This window comes from Tenggerimyces flavus (genome assembly GCF_016907715.1).
Classification (GTDB): domain Bacteria; phylum Actinomycetota; class Actinomycetes; order Propionibacteriales; family Actinopolymorphaceae; genus Tenggerimyces; species Tenggerimyces flavus.
In genome coordinates this window covers 987,987-1,006,008 of the sequence record NZ_JAFBCM010000001.1, presented here as the reverse complement: position 1 = coordinate 1,006,008, position 18,022 = coordinate 987,987, and the positions used below count along the sequence as shown (strand labels likewise).

The window sequence follows — 18,022 nt, the reverse complement described above, 5'->3', positions numbered from 1 at the left end:
AGTAACCATGGGTATCGACTTCAAGCTGGAACTGGTCGCTGTGCCGGTCTCGGACGTGGACCGAGCGAAGGCGTTCTACGTCGAGCAGGCGGGGTTCAACCTCGATCACGACCACAAGGTCAGCGACGAGGTGCGGTTCGTGCAGCTGACGCCGCAGGGATCGGGGTGCTCGATCGCGATCGGCCTCGGGGTGACCGAGGCCGCGCCCGGGTCCGTGCAGGGGCTGCAGCTCGTCGTGAACGACATCGAGACGGCGCACAAGGAGCTGACCGAACGAGGCTGCCCGGTCACCGACGTCCAGGACTTCCCGTGGGGACGGTTCGTGTTCTTCGCCGACCCCGATGGCAACAAGTGGGCGGTGCAGCAGATCGTCTACCCGGGTTAGCACAGGCAGAAATCTCCAAGCTGCGCGCGCGGCGCCGGCCGTACGGTCTCGGGCATGAGTAGTCCCGAGGTGACCGTGGTCGGCGCCGGCGTGATGGGCCTGACCACCGCGATCCGGCTCCAGGAGGCCGGCGCTTCCGTGCGCATCCTGACCGCGGAGCTGACCGCTTCGACCACGTCCGCGGCGGCGACCGGCATGTGCGGGCCGGTGTTCGCCGGCCCGAACGCTGAGTGGGAGCTGGCGACCGTCGCCGAGCTGCGGCGGCTCGAGCCGTCCCATGGCTGGGTACGGATGGAGACGGGCCTCGGCGCGGCGACCTCTTCGATCGGCGGGGCGCCACCGTTCGCGGACGAGTCGATGTACGTCCGCGAGGCGACGGCGTCGGAGGTGCCACCCGGCTATGCGAGCGGAACGTGGATGCGCGTGCCGCTGGTCGACCTGCCGCCCTATCTCGACTACCTCGTCGGTCGTTTCGTCAACGGTGGCGGCACGATCGAGCAGCGCGTGGTCGAGTCGCTGGCCGGGTTGGACGCCGAACTCGTCGCGAACTGCACCGGCGTCGGAGCCCGCCGGCTGGCCGGCGACGAGAGCGTGCGGCCGGTCAAGGGTCAGCACGTCGTGGTGGAGAACCCCGGCCTGGAAGGCTTCTTCCTCGGCGTGACGTTCGGTCCGGAGAACGCCAGCTGGCACCCGTACGGCAACCACGTCCTGCTCGGGGGAGTGCGCGTCGAGGACGACTGGGACCCGGCGCCGTCACCGGAGATTGCCCGCGGAATCCTGCAGCGCTGCATCGAGGTCGAGCCCCGGCTCGCGAACGCCAAGGTCCTCGCCCACCGAGCCGGCCTCCGCCCCAGCCGCCCGACAGTACGCCTGGAGGCCGAGATCCAGGGGAGCACCAAGATCGTCCACAACTACGGCCACGACGGCACCGGCGTCCTCCAATCCTGGGGCTGCGCCGCCCAAGCCACCGAGCTACTGCTCAGCTAGCGCACCCAAGGACAGCAGCAACTCTTCGGAGAAGTGCGGGCCGACGAGTTGGAGGGATGCCGGGAGGTGGCTGTCCGATCTCGGGATGGGGAGGGCGAGGGCGGGGTGGCCGGTGAAGTTGAGGGCCACGGTGAGGTACGTGAGGCCGGCTCTCTCCGCGACCTTCGGGGGCTCCACGGCCAGCGTGGGCAGGGCGAGCACGGTGTGGGTGGCGAGAAGGTCGTCCAACACCCGGCGGGCTTGCAGCTGCAGGCGGCGGATCTCGGTGACGCGCGACGCGGGGATGGTGGCGCCGTATTCGATGCTGGCTACGTGGCGGTCTTCGAGCAGGTCTGGTTGCTGAAGGAACGACGACATGGCGAAGTAGCCCTCCCAGGCCATCAGCGTGTCGGCCGCCGAGTTCCAGTCCGACCACGACGGCAGCTCCACGTCGGTGGTCGTGAAGCCAGCCGCCGACAACGCCCGATCCACCGCGGCGTCGATGCCAGGTTCCACGCCGGGGAGGCGGAGGCGGGCGGCTGTCAAGGGGGCGTTGACAGGCGCGACGACGAAGCCCGGCTCCATCAGAGACATGCCCAGCGCCACGTCGGCGACAGTCCTCCCCATCGGACCCACGGTGTCCAGCGTGCGGGAGAACTCGAAGACGCCCTGGGTGGGAACGCGACCCGCCGTCGTCTTCAGGCCCACCACGCCGCAGCACGCGGCCGGGACGCGGACCGAGCCGCCCGTGTCTGTTCCGTACGCCACGTCCGCCTCGCCCAACGCGACAACCACCGCCGAGCCGCTCGACGAGCCGCCCGGCAGCCGCGACGAGTCGAGCGGGTTCGCGGGCGTTCCGGCCCAGTGGTTCACCCCGTCCGCGTGGCGGCAGAGCTCGACCAGCTGGGTCTTGCCCACGATGCGGGCGCCAGCCGCGCGGGCCGTGGCCACCACCGGCGCGTCGGCAAGAGCGGGAGGGGCAGAGGCCAGAGCACGCGAGCCCACCACCGTCGGCACGCCGGCCACGTCGATGCAGTCCTTCACCGCCAGCCGCGGCCCCGTCCCAGCGGAGACAGGCAACCGCACGGCCCACACAGAGTCCATTCCGAAGATCCTGCCAGGCCCGTCCAACCCACCGTTTAGGGTGACCGGCAGGCCAGTGAGCAACGGAGGGGACATGACCGAGGGCTACCTTCGCTACCCGACGATCCACGGCGACACCGTCGTGTTCGTCAGCGAGGACGACCTCTGGACCGTCGACGCGCACGGCGGCCGCGCCTGGCGGCTCACGGCCGGCGTCGCCGAGGCCACGCACCCGCGCCTCTCGACAGACGGGACAAGCGTCGCGTTCGTCGGCCGCGAGGAAGGCCCCAGCGAGGTCTACGTCCTCCCGTGCGACGGCGGCACCGCCAGCAGACTCACCTACGAGGGCACCGGAGTGACCGTACGAGGCTGGCGCGACGACAAGATCGTCTACACGACCGCAGGCGGCCGCCCGTTCCGCAACGAGGACTGGCTGTACGAGGTCTCCAGCCAAGGCGGCGTCCCGCACCGACTCCCGCTCGGTCCAGCCACCGCGATCTCCGAAGGCCCCAACGGAGCCGTCGTCCTCGGCCGCCACACCAGCGACCCCGCCCGCTGGAAGCGCTACCGCGGCGGCACCGCCGGCAGCCTCTGGGTCGACCCGGACGGCGAAGGTACGTTCCAACCGCTCGTCGACCTCGTGGGCAACCTCGCCAACCCGTGCTGGGTCGGCGACCGCATCTACTTCCTCTCCGACCACGAGGGCGTCGGCAACGTCTACTCCTGCACCCCGCAAGGCGAGGACGTCCAACGCCACACCGACCACGACGACTACTACGCCCGCAACCTCAGCACCGACGGCTACCGCCTCGTCTACCACTGCGCCGCCGACCTCTACCTGCTCGAGCCGTCGAGCGACGCCCACAGAATCGACGTCCAGACAGGCTCGTCCAGAACGCAACGCAACCGCCGCTTCGTCGACCCCGCGACCTACCTCGACGGCGTCGCGCTCGGCCCGGACGGCAGCGACCTCGCGCTCACCACGCGCGGCAAGGCGTTCTCCCTCGCCCACTGGGAGGGCCCGGTCCGCCAGCACGGCGAGCCCGAGGGCGTCCGCTACCGCCACCTCAGCTGGCTGAACGACCACGAGCGCCTGATCGCCGCCGGCAGCGACGAGGGCGAGAACGAACGCCTCGTCATCCTCACCGCCGACGGTACGAAGCCGCCACGCTGGCTGGACGAGCTCGACGTCGGCCGCGTCGTCGAGCTCGAGGTCGCGCCACACTCCGACCAGGTCGCGATCGTCACTCACCGCGGCGAGCTGATGCTCACCAACCTCGCCGACGACCAGCCAAGCACCAGGAGCCTCGACCGCAGCGAAGCCGGTGCCATCGCCGGCGTGACGTGGTCGCCGGACGGTCGCTGGCTCGCGTACGCCAAGCCGCTCACCCGCCAAACCACAACCATCACCCTGTGCAAGGTCGAAACCGGCGAGACAAGCCAGGTCAGCAAACCCGTCCTCACCGACTGGGCGCCCGCGTTCGACCCCGACGGCAAGTACCTCTACTTCCTCGGCCAGCGCGACTTCAACCCCGTCCACGACGCGCTGCAGTTCGACCTCGGCTTCCCGCTCGGCACCCGCCCATACCTCGTGACGCTGCGCAAGGACCTCCCGAGCCCGTTCGTCCCCGAGCCGCGCCCGCTGGTGAGCGAAGCCGCTGCCACGCAGAAGAAGGCGGAGGAGGAGAAGAAGGCCGAGCAGGAGGCGGAGAGCGACCAGCCGGACCCGGTCGAGATCGACCTGGACGGCATCGAACGCCGCGTGCTCGCGTTCCCCGTACCCGAGGGCCGCTACCACCAGATCGCCGGCGTCGCGGGCAAGGTGCTGTTCTCCAGCAGTCCCGTGCAGGGCGACCACTCCGACGGGCACAAGCCGCGCGGCATGATCGAGTGCTTCGACTACGAGTCACAGAAGAAGGAGCTCATCGTCGACGGCGTGAGCGGGTTCGCGCTCGACCGGAGCGCCCAGACGCTGCTCTACAGGTCGGGCGAGCGCCTGCGCGTGCTCAAGGCGGGGGAGAAGCCGTCCGACGACGGCGACAGCGGCGACGAGCCCGGCCGCGCCAGCGGGTGGATCGACCTCGACCGCGTGAAGGTGTCCGTACGTCCGGGCGCGGAATGGCGGCAGATGTTCCGCGAGGCTTGGCGACTGCAGCGCGAGAACTTCTGGTCCGAGGACATGTCCGGCATCGCGTGGGACGAGGTCTACAAGCGCTACCTGCCGCTGGTCGACCGGGTCGCGACGCGCTCGGAGCTGTCGGACCTGTTCTGGGAGCTGCAGGGCGAGCTCGGGACGTCGCACGCGTACGAGGGCGGCGGCGAGTACCGGCCCGGCCCGCACTACCAGCAGGGTTTCCTCGGCGTGGACTGGGAGTTCGACGAGGAGAACGGCCAGTTCTGGGTCGGCCGGATCGTCGGTGGCGACGCCTGGGACCGCGAGGCGACCTCGCCGCTCAACCGGCCAGGCGTCGACGTTGCGGTTGGCGACGTGGTGCTCGCGATCAACGGGCAGCCGATCGGCCGGCGCGGCGACGTGCTCGTCCTGCCCGGTGAGCCGCTGGTCAACCAGGCCGACCAGGAGGTGCAGCTGACCGTCGTACGCGAGGACGGCGAGCCGCGTACGGTCAGCGTCCGGGCGATCGACAGCGAACGTGCCGGCCGCTACCGCGACTGGGTCGAGGCCAACCGCGCGTACGTGCACGAGGCGACCGGCGGGCGAATGGGGTACGTCCACATCCCCGACATGAGCGACCACGGGTACGCGGAGTTCCACCGCGCTTTCCTCGCCGAGTACGACCGCGAGGGTCTGGTCATCGACGTCCGCTACAACGGCGGCGGGTACGTTTCTCAACTCCTGTTGGAGAAACTCAGCCGCCGGCGGATCGGCTACGACTACGCGCGCTGGGAGCCACCGACCCCGTACCCCGACGAGTCACCCCGCGGACCCCTGGTGGCGTTGACGAACGAGCTCGCCGGCTCCGACGGCGACATGTTCTGCCACGCGTTCAAGCTGCTGAAGCTCGGCCCCCTCCTCGGCAAGCGCACCTGGGGCGGCGTGATCGGCATCTCCCCGCGGCACGCGCTCGCGGACGGAACGGTGACGACGCAACCGGAGTACTCGTTCGCGTTCGACGACGTCGGCTGGCAGGTCGAGAACCACGGCACCGACCCCGACGTCGAGGTCGACAACGCGCCGCAGGACTACGCGCTGGGCGTGGATACGCAACTGGACAAGGCGATCGAGGTCGCGCGCGAACTCCTGGCGACCCACCCGATCCACACCCCAACCCCCGGCGTCCGCCCCAACCTCACCCGCCAGCCACTTCCACCGCGCTCCTAACCGGGTCGGATCTCGTTGCTGGGTGGCGATTCCGGACCCGATCCGGCCAGGCTCCGAGCGGTGACGGTGAACGTGTACGGCTCGCCTGCGGTGAGGCCGGGCACGACGGCTGAGCGCTCGTCGGCCTCGACAACGACCGGGTCGAGGGCGCTGCCGTCGTGGTACGGCGTCACCACGTAGGCGATGACCGGAGCACCGCCGTTGAACGCCGGCGGCTGCCATGACACGGTCGCAGAGCCCACTCCGGCTTCGGCGGTGACCGAGCGCGGCGCCTGCGGGACAGACGGCACGGCGTACACCTCGAACTCGGACAGGCCGTTGTTCGGCCCCGTCCCGCCCTTCACCTGGAACCGCACCGAGTCGAACGTCTTCATCGGGAACGTCACCGTCTTCGCCTCGCCCGCCGGCGGGATGTCGCTGACCTCGAGCGAGCTGCCGTCGGAGAACGTCAACGTCCCGCCGTTCACGTCGTCGATGCCCGCCCGGTCGTACAGCACGATCCGATCGGTCCGCACGAGTGACGGCCACGACAGCGAGATCCATGGGTTCTGCTCGCCCTTCGACGCCCAGTCGCCCGCGTCGGGCTGGCCCACGATGCCGTCGAAGACCTTCTCCGCGACGTAGCCCGACGTGTACTCCGACGACGCCGAAGCCGTCACGCCCGGCCAGCGCGAGGCGTTCCCCCGCAGCAGCGCGGGATCGAGCGCGATCCGGACGAGCTTCCGCCAGACCACCCGGCCACTGTCGGCAGCCGTCGCGGTCACCAGCACGTCGCCGTCGCGGTGGTTGACGGTCAGCACGCCGCGGACGTCGATCGTCGCCTTGTCGGTGGGCGATCCGTCCGGCGCGCGCACCGACCAGAACACCTCCTTCAGCGTCGTGTCAGCAGGTACGAACGAGGCGTTGAAGTCCACCACGTCGTACGGCGTGGCGATCTGCTCCGGTCCCTCGACGACGACCGACCGAGCGAGCACCGGCGACTTGCCGGCCGACCGAGACTCCGAAGGCGGCAGCCGGTCGACACCCCAACGCTTGTTGGGCTTTGGCCCGAGCCAGAGCTCCAAGGTCCCACCGTCGGCGAGCTGGTCATGACGGAACCAAGCGTCCCGCAGTAGCCGGCCGTCCAGCTTCGCCCGCTGGATGTACGGACGCGAAGCCGAGTTGCCATGCGTGACGATCCGGAACTGCTTCCCCTTGTAGTACGAAGGATTCAGCTTGATCGTGACCTCGTCGAAGATCGGCGACGTGATGTCGTACACCGGCCGCGAAAGCCCACCACCGGTCACCTCGAACAACCCGATCGCCATCAGCGCGGACAGCGCGCCCATCTGCCCCTGGTCCTCGTCGTGGTGCCCGTAGCCGTCGTCGGGAGCGATCGAGCCGAACGTCTTCTCCCGCACCTGCCGCACCCAGTACTGCGACAGCCAGGGATAGCCGACGTAGTTGAACAGATGCGCCACCTCCAGCCCCGGCTGGTTGCCGTAGCTGACGAAACCCTGCCCGTACGGGCCGATGAACCGCACCGGCTCCGCGCTGACGAACGCGTAGTTGAGCTTGTCGGCGTACGCGGTCTCCCCGCCCAGCAGGTTCGCCAAGCCCATCACGTCGTGCGTGGTGAACCAGGTCGCCTGCCACGAGTTCGCCTCGACGAAGTCCCGCGGCGACAGAGGGTCGAACGGTGTCTGCCAGCTGCCGTCGGCGTTCCGCGGCCGGATGAAGCCGGTAGACTCGTCGTACAGCGTGCGCCAGTTGCGCGAACGATCCAGCAAATAGGAGTACGCGTTCGTGTCATCCCAGGCCTCGAGCTCGTTCAGCCCCACGTTGGCTCCCGAGCCGCCGGTCACGGTGAAGCGCACCGACGAGACCTTCCGCGGCGCGAACTTCACGACCTTGTCCGAGCCGTCAGCGGGGATGCCGGAGACCGCGACCGGACTGCCGTCGGAGAACGTCAGCGTTCCGCCGTTGGCGTTGCTGGCAGGGTCCGCGCGATCGCTGAGTACGACCTGCCGCAACGTCCGCGGCTGGGGCCAACGCAGCTCGACCCACGGGTTCCGCTCGCCCTTTGACCGCCACTCGACGTCCGTCGGCGCGCGCAGCGGCCGCCCATCGATGGCGCGCTCGGCGCCGTGCGCCGCATCCTGAGCCGACGACGCCACAACGGTCGCGTACTGCGAAGCGTTGATGCCGACCTTGCCCAGCTGCTTCGCCAGTTGCGAGAGCGCCCAGTCCTGGTGCGCGTACTCCAGTGTCTGGCCCGTCCCCTGCCCGTTGAACCCGGTCGGGACGTACCCCTTGTCGAGGTACTGCCGGATGCCGCCGGTACCGAAGTTCGTGTAGTCGAACCAAGCCTTGTCGAACAACCCGCCGACCGACTGGGCGTCGAGCATCGCCTTGTACGCAAGGTCGATGTCGTAGTCGCGGATGCCCTTGTTCCACGCGCCGGTGATGAACGAGGCAACCGGGTTGCCGGTCATCACGAGGGTGTCGTCGCCCGCTGCCGGCCCGCGGGGCAACAGTCCGCCGTCGCGGAACATCTGCAGCTGGGAACGGACGAAGCCGCTGTAGATCTCCGGATAGGCGAGACCGAGGATCGAGTTCACGTTCCACTGAGTCAGCCAGAGCGCGTCGTAGTTGTACATCGCGAACTCCGGCTTCCCGCGCTTGTCGAGCGGAAGCTGCTTGACCTGGTTGTGGTCCCAGGTGTCGTCGAGGTACTTGCCGTCCGCGTCACTCGCCATCCCGCGCCCGCAGAGCACGTGGAACAGGTCGGTGTAGAACTTCGTGCGCTGCTGCTGCGTGCCGCCCTTCACATCGATCCGCCCGAGCAGGGAGTTCCACCGCGCTCGTGACGCAGCCTCGACGGCGTCGAAGTTCCAACCAGGCAGCTCGAGCTGCCGGTTGCGCAGCGCGCCAGAGGCGCCGGTGAACGAGAGCGCCACCTTCATCTGCAGCTGCTCGCCAGCCTTGACGTTGTCGTACTTCACGTACACGCCGCTGTTCGGCCCGGACACCTTGTCGACGGGCGCGCCACCGTTCACCAGCGCACCGTTCGCCCAGCCGCGCAGCGAGTCGAACGGCCGGTCGAACGTGATGTTGAAGTGCACCTGGGTCTTCCCGCCGCGCTGGACGACGAACCCGGCCAGCTCACGGGAGCTCACCTTGGTCACGGTCGCGTTCTCCATGACGGCCTCGCCCAGCGGACCACCGAGGTTGACCAGGATCTCGCTCGGACCCGCCTTCGCGTACGTGTAGCGGTGCAGGCCGACCCGATCCGTGGCCGCCAGCTCGGCAGTGATGCCGTACCGGTCGAGCACCAGCCGGTGGTAGCCCGGCCGCGCGACCTCGCTCGCGTCATGGCGAACGGGTGACTCCCAGCCCGCGTCGCCTTCGAGCTTGGGCACGCTCGCGCCGGAGGTCGGCATCACCTGCACGCCGGAGATCGTCCACTCGTGCAGGTGGCTGAAGCCCTTCACGACCTTGGCGCTCTTGCCGTAGCCCACCGACCAGGCGCCGTCCGTTCGGGCGTCGGGCCGCAGCTTCACCAGCCCGAACGGGTTCGTGGCCGACTGGAAGAAGAAGAACCTCCCGAGGTCGGCCTCGACCCACGGGTTCACCTGGCTGACGTAGTCGGGCGGAGCGGACGTCGCCGGTGCGGCGACGAGGAGCCCGGCCACGACAGAGCCGGCGATCACGGACCACAGCTTGGACGGTCGCATTGCTGGACCTCCCCCGGTTCCGGCGGTGTCCACAAGGCTAGGGAGGGCCGGCTGGCTGAGCGGTCAGGGCGCCGGTCGCGGTCAGGACCGTCCGGGATCGGACGCCGCCTCGGTGAGCGCGTCCAGCACCGCGCCGATTGTTGGGCGGCGGGTGGTGCTGGCGCGCCAGACGGCGAAGACTCGGCGGGTCAGCGGGGGCGACGTAGGGACGATGCGTACGTCGGCGGGCACCGGCTCGCGGCCGAGGCGGGGGATGATCGCGACGCCCACGCCGGCGGCGACGAGGGCGAGCTGGGTCGAGTGCTCGGACGCGGTGTGGATCACGTCCGGACGTACGCCCTCCGAACGCAGCGAGTCCTCGATCCACGAGTTGCAGATCTGACCGCTCGTCCACATCACCCAGTCCGAACCCGCCAGGTCCGCGAGCCCGATCGACTCCTTGTCGGCCAGCGGATGCGACGACGGCAGCGCGGCGTCCAGCACGTCGGAGAGCAGGTCCCGCGTCGCGAGCCCGTCCGGTAGGTCGAGCGGCGCCTCGGCCCAGTCCTGCACGACCGCGACGTCCACCTCGCCGCGCAGCAGCAGCGGCAGCGCGTCGGTCGGCTCCAGCTCGGTCAGCCGTACGGTCAGCCGCGAGTACGTCGTGCGCAACGACCGCAGCGCCGACGGCAACAGCCCGCGCGCGGCCGTCGCGAAGGCGGCGACCGTCACCCGCCCGACCACCGCGCCTGCCCGTTCGGCGAGGTCGGCCTCGACTCGCTCGACCTCCGCCAGCAGCGAGGCGGCGTGCGCGGCGAGCACCACGCCCGCCTCGGTGAGCCGTACGCCCCGCCCCTGCCGCTCGACCAGCGGCTGCCCGACCTCGCGCTCCAGCCGGTCGATCTGCTGCGACACCGCGGACGTCGTGACGTGCAGCCACTCCGCCGCGCCGCGCACCGAGCCGGTCGAGGAGACAGCGTGCAGTACGCGAAGCCGTTCGAGGTTGAGCACGTAGCAATGCTAAGCAGAACCAGGGAGAAAGTCTCGCTTGTCTAAACGATCGACCGCCGCCAGGCTCGACCGCATGAACCTCGGCGACCTCACCGTCCACCGGCTCGGCTTCGGCGCACTCCGCCTCAAGCTGTCCGACCGCGAGACCTCGAAGCAGATCCTCCGTCGCGCCGTCGAGCTCGGGGTCACCTTCGTCGACACCGCGGACTCGTACCATCTCGGCCAGAACGAGGAACTGATCGCCGAAGCCCTGCACCCGTACGCGAAAGACCTGGTCATCGGCACCAAGGCCGGTCAGGCGCACCCCGGCGACGACTGGATCCCGCTCGGCCGTCCCGAGTACCTCCGGCAACAGGCCGAGCTCAGCCTCCGGCGGCTCAGGCTCGAGCGCATCGACCTGTTCCAGCTGCACCGCGTCGACCCGAAGGTCCCGTTCGAGGAACAGCTCGGCGCGCTCAAGCGGCTGCAGGACGAGGGCAAGGTCCGCCACGTCGGCCTGTCCGAGGTAGGCATCGACGAGATCGAGGCGGCGAACGCGATCACGCCGATCGTCAGCGTGCAGAACCTCTACAACCTCAGCCAGCGCCGGTCGGAGACCGTTCTCGACTACTGCGAGGCGAAGGGCATCGCGTTCCTGCCCTGGCTCCCGGTGCAGCCGAGCGCCCGCACGCCCGACGACGCGCTCGAGCAGGTCGCGAAGAAGCACGGCGTCTCGACCACCCGTGTCGCGCTCGCCTGGCTGCTGGCCCGGTCGCCGGTCATGCTGCCGATCCCGGGTACGTCGAAGCGCGAGCACCTCGAGGACAACCTCGCCGCCGTCGACCTGGAGCTGACCGACGAGGACCGCAAGCTACTCGGCGGAGTGACCGTCCACTCCTAGCGCTCGAGCAGCCAGCTGCGCCAGGTGAACGGGCTCGCGCAGTCCCGCCTGGCGCACCTGCGTACGGCAGCTGAAGCCGTCCGCCAACACCGCGACCGACTCCTCCGCGCCGCGCACGGCCGGCAGCAGCACCCGCTCCGCGCACGCCATCGACACGTCGTAGTGCCCCTGCTCGAAGCCGAAGTTGCCGGCCAGCCCACAGCAACCCGAGTCCAGCACCTCGGCCTCGACGCCGAGCTTCGCCAGCACGTCGCGATCGGCATTGAAGCCGAGCTCCGCGTGCTGGTGGCAGTGCACCTGGACCATCGCCTTCTGCCCGGAACGTTTCACGTGGAACTTTGCGGGATGCGCAGCGAGCACCTCGGCGAGCGTCTTCGTCTGCTCCTTCAGCCGCACGGCATCGGCGTCGCCGGGCAGCAGGTCGGTCAGCTCGCCGCGGAACAACGCCGTACAGCTCGGCTCCAGCCCGACCACCGGCACGCCCGCGGTGAGCCATGGCCGCAGCGTGCGGAGCGTACGACGGAGAACGCGTTTCGCCTTGCCCAGTTGGCCCGTCGACACCCACGTCAGCCCGCAGCAGACCGGACCGCGCGGCACGTCCACCCGGTAACCGAGGGACGTCAGCACCGCGTACGCGTCCTCGCCGAGCGCGGGGTCGAAGTAGTTCGTGAACGTGTCCGGCCACAGCAGCACCCGCGGCGCGTCGGGCGGCAGGTCCGGAGCGGGGCGGCCGCGCAGCCGGCGCACGAGCGAGCCGACGGCGAACCGCGGGATGGCCCGTTCCGCCGCGATCCCGCCGAGCCGTTTCGCCAGCCACGCCACCGGCCGCGCCGAGGTCAGCGCGTTCACCACCCGAGCGAACGGCGACCCGAGCCGCAGCCAGGTCGGCAGCCAGCCCATCGAGTAGTGCGACGCCGGCCGCACCCGACCTTCGTAGTGCTTGCTGAGGAACTCCGCCTTGTACGTCGCCATGTCCACGTTCACCGGGCAGTCGGTCTTGCAGCCCTTGCAGGACAGGCAGAGGTCGAGCGCGTCCCGTACCTCGGTCGAACGCCAGCCGTCCTCCACCAGCTGCCCGCTCGCCATCTCGAACAGCAGCCGAGCCCGGCCGCGCGTCGAGTGCTGCTCCTCGCGGGTCGCCCGGTACGACGGGCACATCACCCCGCCGTCGGACGCGACGCACTTGCCCACGCCGACGCAGCGCCGGGTCGCGCCGAAGAAGCCGTCCCGGTCGTGGGAGAACGCGAACGTCGTGTCCCCGTTGATCTTCGGCGTCCCGAGGAACACCCGCACGTCGTCGTCGAGCTTGGCGGGCTCCACGATCCGATGCGGGTTCATCAGCCCGCGCGGATCCCAGATCGCCTTGAACTCGCCGAAGGCCGCCAGCAGCTCCGGCGGGTACATCCGCGCGAGCAGCTCCGCCCGCGCCTGACCGTCGCCGTGCTCGCCCGAGAGCGACCCGCCGTGCGCGACCACGAGGTCCGCCGCGTCCTCCATGAACCGCCGGAACCCCTTGATCCCAGGCGCCGTGAGCAGGTCGAAGTCGATGCGAACGTGGATGCAGCCGTCGCCGAAGTGGCCGTAGTAGAGGCCCTGCCGTTTGTGCTCGCGCAGCAGGCCGTCGAAGCCGCGCAGGTACGAGCCGAGCCGCTCGGGCGGGACGGCCGCGTCCTCCCAACCCGGCCACGCCTCGCTGCCGTCGGGCAGCCGCGTCGCCGTACCCGCGCCCTCCTCGCGGACGCGCCAGATCGCCCGCATGACCGCGGGATCGGTGACGATCGCGTGCGTCGAGTCGACCGCCCGCGCGATCTCGCGCGCCTGGGCCTCTGCCTCGGCGAGCGTGTCGCCGCCGGTCTCGACGTACAGCCACGCGCCGCCCTGCGGGAGCCCGTCCAGCGCCGGGTTGGCCGGCGAACGACGCCGCGCGATCGCGACGATCGCCGCGTCGACACTCTCGATCGTGAGCGGCTTCAGGTCGAGGATAGGCAGCACGTGGTCGGCAGCGACGAACGCGTCCGGGAAGCCGAGGACGGCGAGCGCTCGCGCCTTCGGAGCATCGACGAGCGTGACCTCGGCCTCGAGGATCGTGACGCAGGTGCCCTCGGTGCCGACGATCGCCTTGGCCAGGTGGAAGCCGTTCTCGGGCAGCAGCTGGTCGAGGTTGTAGCCGGACACGCGGCGCGTGAGCTGGGGGAACGCGTCGCGGACCAGCGCGCCGTAGCGGTCGCCGAGCGCTCGCAGCTTGCGTACGACCTCGTGGTCAGGGGTCGAGGGTCCGAGCGTGAGGCGGGTGCCGTCGGCCAGCAGGACATCGAGCGACTCGACGTTGTCGACCGTCTTGCCCCACGCGACCGAATGCGAGCCGCAGGCGTTGTTGCCGATCATCCCGCCGAGCGTGCAGCGGCTGTGCGTGGACGGGTCAGGTCCGAACGTGAGCCCGTGCGGAGCTGCTGCCTTGCGCAGATCGTCGAGCACCGTACCCGGCTGCACCCGAGCGGTGCGCTTGCCGGGGTCGATGCTCAGGACTCGGTTGAGGTGGCGGGAGAAGTCGAGCACGACGGCCTCGTTGATCGCCTGCCCGCCGATGCTCGTACCAGCGCCGCGTGGCAACAGCGGCACGCCGAGCCGGTCGCACACATCGACCGCCGCGAGGACGTCGTCGACCTCACGCGGCTGCACGACGGCGAGGGGTACGTGGCGGTAGTTGGAGGCGTCGACCGCGAAGACCGCGCGAGTGGTGGTGTCGAAGCGCACCTGACCCTGGACGACTCGTTCGAGCTCCACCTGCAACGACACGCCTGTCACTATGCCAGGGTCGCTGTCATGACTGATGAGGTGCACGACAGCCCGATCCTGGACCCCACCGGATGACGTTGCTGCTGAACCGCACCGATCTGCTCGGCCTCCTCACGGTCGAAGCCGGGCTGGAGGCGATCCGCGCGGGCTTCGCCGCCGAGCCGACCGCGGTCGTGGCGCAGCGGGTGCGGACGGAATTGCCTGGGCCGGGGACCGCGACGGCGCTCATTCCCGGGCTCGTCGACGGCATCCCGGCGTACACGGTCAAGGCGAACGCGAAGTTCCCCGCTGCGCATCCGGCCCTACGCGGGGTCGTCTGCCTGCACGACCTCGGGACCGGCGAGCTGCTCGCCGTCCTCGACTCCGCCACCATCACGGCCTGGCGCACGGGTCTCGCAGCCGCCCTCGGCACGCACCTGCTCGCGCGACCAGACGCGGAGACGGTCGGCGTGATCGGCGCCGGCGCGCAGGCCGACCTGGTCGTACGTGGCCTCCGGCAGCTCCGCGAGTTCGACCTGATCGCGTACGACACCGACGCCGAACGAGCCCGCGCGTTCCACCAAGCGACCGTCGTCGACTCGTCGCGCGACCTCGCGGCACAAGCGGACGTCGTCGTGCTCGCCACCTGGTCCCGCGCGCCAATCCTCACCGCGCAAGACGTACGCGACAGCATGCACCTCACCAGCCTCGGCGCCGACGAGCCCGGCAAGGTCGAGCTCGCCGGCGACGTGTTCGCGACCAGCCGGGTGATCGTCGACGACGTGCAGCTCGCCGCGAACGTCGGCACGACGAACGCCGCTGCCACGCTGGCCGATGTCGTCAACGGACACGCCGAAGGCCGGCGCGACACCACCGAACGCACCGTCTACGCGCCCGTCGGGCTGCCCTGGCAGGACCTCGCGATGTCCTGGATCGCCTACCAGGCAGCCCAAACGACCGACACAGGCACGCGCTACGACTGGCTCGCCTGACCCGAGAGCACCAGCATCTCGTCCGCTCCACGCTGGAACTCGTACGGCACTCGCCGGATCTCCGAAGCCACGCCCTCGGCCTCCAGCGCGGAGAGCAGCGGCGCGAGGAACGGGATCGGTGCCGCGTCCGCCTGGTGCACCAAGGGGAACACCCGCACCTCGCGCGCCACCCGGGCCAGCTCGCGCAACGAGGAGAGGTGCCACGACTCGGGGAACTGGTTCGCCCAGGTGAACAGCAGATGCGAGCACAACGCCAGCTCGAATCGCCCGTCGGCGAACGGCAGCACGGGCAGCGAGCCCGCGACGTACCGCTCCGGATGCGACGCCAGGTCCTCGACGAACACCTCGGCGGCCTCCGCCCGCAGCTCGTCGCGGCGCGACCGGGAGCCGTACCACCCCCACACGAAGGCGTCCGCGTTGTCCGCGACCATCTGCGTGCCACCCGTGTTGCTCTTCCGCACGTGCGAGCCGAGCTCGGCCGGTGCCATCGCGTACGCGGGATCCAGCGCGACGGCGTCGACCCCGTGCGAAGCGGCGACCGCGGTGAAACCCGAGCCGCCGGCCGAACAGTCCAGGATCGAAGCGGGCAAGGGAGTTGGCAGGTCGAAGAACGCGGAGTACTCGGTGAACGACCGGGACGTGACCAGCATCGTGCTCATCGATCCACCGCCGCGAGCGAGCACTGGGTGAGCAGGTTCGCGATCAGCCGGTGTCCCGTTCCGCCGGACGCCGTGAGGATCGACTCGGGATGGAACTGCACGCCCCACTGCCGCCGCACCGGGTCCTCGATCGCCATCGCGACCTGGTCGAGCACCGCGGTGACCTCGTACCCCTTCACTTCGGCCGGCCTCGCGTGCAGCGAGTGGTAGCGCCCGGCCGTGAACTCCTCGCCGAGCCCGTCGAGCAGCGAGCCGCCCAGCACGCGGATGCGGCCCGGCTTCCCGTGCGCTGGCGTCTCCAGCTGCGACAGCGACGTACCGCGCGCCTCCAGCATCGCCTGCATGCCGAGGCAGACGCCGAACGTCGGCAGCCCCCGCTCGTCCAGCAACGCCATCAACCCCGCGCAGTCGAAGTCCGACGGCTGCCCCGGCCCGGGCGACAGCACGACGAGATCCGGCGACGACGACCGCAACGCCTCCAACGCCCGTCCATGTCGAAGCGTACGGACGCGCGCGCCCTGCTGCCGGAAGTAATCCCCAAGGGTGTGGACGAACGAGTCCTCCAGGTCGACGACCAGCACGTCCATGCCGGCGCCCGGCTGCTCCCGCAGCAGAGCGTGCGCCGAGACGGGAGCCGGCGGCGTCAGAGCGCCCAACAGCGCGCTCGCCTTCAGCTCGGTCTCCGCCTCCTCTGCCTCCGGATCGGAGTCGAACAGCAGCGTGGACCCGACGTGGATCGTCGCCACGCCGCCTTCGATGTGCGCGGTACGCAACGTGAGCCCGGTGTTCATCGAGCCGTCGAACCCGACGAACCCCACCGCGCCGCCGTACCAGCGCCGCGGCAGCGCCTCGTGCTCCTCGATGAACTGCATCGCCCACAGCTTCGGCGCGCCGGTCACCGTCACCGCCCACATGTGCGTGAGGAACGCGTCGAACGCGTCCAGCCCGGGCCGCAGCCGACCCTCGAGGTGGTCGACCGTGTGGATCAGCCTGCTGTACAGCTCGATCTGGCGACGGGCGAGGATGCGCACCGACCCCGGGACACAGACCCGCGCCTTGTCGTTGCGGTCGACGTCGGTGCACATGGTGAGCTCCGACTCGTCCTTCGTGGAGTTCAGCAATGTACGGATCTGCTCGGCGTCCTCCAGCGCGTCGGTGCCGCGCTTGATCGTGCCGGAGATCGGACAGGTCTCGATCCGCTGCGGTACGCCGGGCACGGACGGCGCGACGCGGACGTACATCTCCGGCGAGGCGCCGACGAGGAACTCGCCCGCGCCGAGGTTGAACAGGAACTCGTACGGCGCGGGGTTCTGCGTGCGCAGCCGTTCGTAGAACGCGGCCGGCCGGTCACACGTGCCGTACAGCTTGTGCCCGGGCACGACCTCGAACAGGTCACCGCGGCGGAAGTACTCCTTCGCGTCGCGGACCACCTGCGCGTACGTGCCGCGCGGCTGCCGCTCGGGAACAGCGCGTCGAGGCGCTGGCGGGCTGGGCTCGGTGCCGCGCGGCAGCCCGACGGTCGAGCGGTCGCCGACGGTGAAGTCGTACGTGTAGCGCATGCACGTCTCGCGGCGCCGGTCCCACACCAGCAGTTCGTCGGGCAGGTGCAGCACGAGGTCGCGATGCTCCGCGTCCCGCGCGTGCCTGAGCCGGACCGGGTCGAACTGGAACGCGAGGTCGTACCCGAACGCGCCGTACAACCCCAGGTGCTCATCCGACGGGCTCGCGAACGCGTCGACCACGGCCCGCAGCGCGGAGAAGACCGTCGGCTGCCGGCTCCGGTCCTCCTCCTCGAAGGCCTCGGTCCCTGGCGGGATGTAGAGCGTGAACGTCTTCTCGCACTCGGAGACGACCTCGCCGACCGGCCGCAGCACCTCGGCGAGCGCGGGCAGGAGCACCCGCCCGCGCGCGCTGTGGGTTCGCACCTCGACCGACCGGCCGCGCGCGACCAGCTCGAGCGGCGGGTCGACGTACCCGACGTGCCATCTGGTGTAGCGGCCCGGATACTCCACGCCGGAGCTGAGGATGGCGCCGCGGCGTTCGTCGAGCTCGACCGCGAGCTCGGCCAGCGTCGCGCCGTCCGCGGGGGTCGCGTGCCGGTGGACGGTGATGCCGCCGGCGGTCTCGTACTGGTGATCCATCTCGGAAAGGCCTCCTGTGAACAGGCCCTTGCCGGATGGGCACACACGAAAACGACCGCCGGCAAGGGCGGTCGCTGTCGTACGCGAAGGGGTTG

The 18,022-nt window shown here is 70.2% G+C and carries 11 protein-coding genes; 5 read left to right on the top strand and 6 right to left on the bottom strand.

The annotated features are described in order from the left end of the window. The first annotated feature begins 7 nt into the window (after positions 1–7). Positions 8–385 (top strand): glyoxalase superfamily protein, encoded by a 378-nt coding sequence (locus tag JOD67_RS04790; protein WP_239553724.1) that lies wholly within the window; start codon positions 8–10, stop codon positions 383–385. Positions 386–439: 54 nt separating this feature from the next. Beyond that, complete coding sequence (locus JOD67_RS04785; RefSeq protein ID WP_205115608.1) at positions 440–1,372, top strand: FAD-dependent oxidoreductase; 933 nt, start codon at positions 440–442, stop codon at positions 1,370–1,372. On the opposite strand, the gene JOD67_RS04780 is transcribed toward JOD67_RS04785, so the two are convergent. Beyond that, positions 1,358–2,455: an amidase gene (locus JOD67_RS04780; RefSeq protein WP_205115605.1), complete on the bottom strand. Its 1,098-nt coding sequence runs from the start codon at positions 2,453–2,455 to the stop codon at positions 1,358–1,360. The genes JOD67_RS04785 and JOD67_RS04780 overlap by 15 nt on opposite strands. Before the next feature lie 73 nt (positions 2,456–2,528). On the opposite strand from JOD67_RS04780, the gene JOD67_RS04775 reads away from it, so the two are divergent. After that, a complete protein-coding gene (locus JOD67_RS04775) occupies positions 2,529–5,774 on the top strand; it encodes a S41 family peptidase (protein ID WP_205115604.1) in 3,246 nt (1,081 codons plus the stop codon). On the opposite strand, the gene JOD67_RS04770 is transcribed toward JOD67_RS04775, so the two are convergent. Next, positions 5,771–9,490, bottom strand: a complete 3,720-nt coding sequence (locus tag JOD67_RS04770; protein WP_205115602.1) for a glycoside hydrolase domain-containing protein — start codon at positions 9,488–9,490, stop codon at positions 5,771–5,773. The two genes, JOD67_RS04775 and JOD67_RS04770, sit on opposite strands and share 4 nt — an antisense overlap. Before the next feature lie 81 nt (positions 9,491–9,571). Continuing rightward, positions 9,572–10,480: a LysR family transcriptional regulator gene (locus JOD67_RS04765; protein WP_205115598.1), complete on the bottom strand. Its 909-nt coding sequence runs from the start codon at positions 10,478–10,480 to the stop codon at positions 9,572–9,574. 73 nt (positions 10,481–10,553) lie between these two features. On the opposite strand from JOD67_RS04765, the gene JOD67_RS04760 reads away from it, so the two are divergent. Further along, positions 10,554–11,360, top strand: a complete 807-nt coding sequence (locus tag JOD67_RS04760) for an aldo/keto reductase (protein WP_205115596.1) — start codon at positions 10,554–10,556, stop codon at positions 11,358–11,360. Here JOD67_RS04760 and JOD67_RS04755 read toward each other — a convergent pair. Then, positions 11,331–14,156 (bottom strand): FAD-binding and (Fe-S)-binding domain-containing protein, encoded by a 2,826-nt coding sequence (locus JOD67_RS04755; protein ID WP_307782277.1) that lies wholly within the window; start codon positions 14,154–14,156, stop codon positions 11,331–11,333. The genes JOD67_RS04760 and JOD67_RS04755 overlap by 30 nt on opposite strands. Before the next feature lie 71 nt (positions 14,157–14,227). Between JOD67_RS04755 and JOD67_RS04750 the strand changes: the two genes are divergently transcribed. Beyond that, the gene (locus JOD67_RS04750) at positions 14,228–15,127 is read left to right on the top strand and encodes an ornithine cyclodeaminase family protein (protein ID WP_205115595.1); all 900 of its coding nucleotides are present in this window, start codon (positions 14,228–14,230) and stop codon (positions 15,125–15,127) included. Here the strand turns inward: JOD67_RS04750 and JOD67_RS04745 are convergent. Together JOD67_RS04745 and JOD67_RS04740 are read right to left on the bottom strand one after the other, a co-directional pair. Further along, positions 15,109–15,786, bottom strand: coding sequence for a hypothetical protein (locus tag JOD67_RS04745; RefSeq protein WP_239553723.1), 678 nt, complete (start codon positions 15,784–15,786; stop codon positions 15,109–15,111). The two genes, JOD67_RS04750 and JOD67_RS04745, sit on opposite strands and share 19 nt — an antisense overlap. After that, entirely contained in the window at positions 15,783–17,927 is a 2,145-nt protein-coding gene (locus tag JOD67_RS04740; RefSeq protein ID WP_205115594.1) for an anthranilate synthase component I, read from the bottom strand. Before JOD67_RS04740 ends, JOD67_RS04745 begins: the two co-directional genes overlap by 4 nt. Between the last annotated feature and the right edge of the window lie 95 nt (positions 17,928–18,022).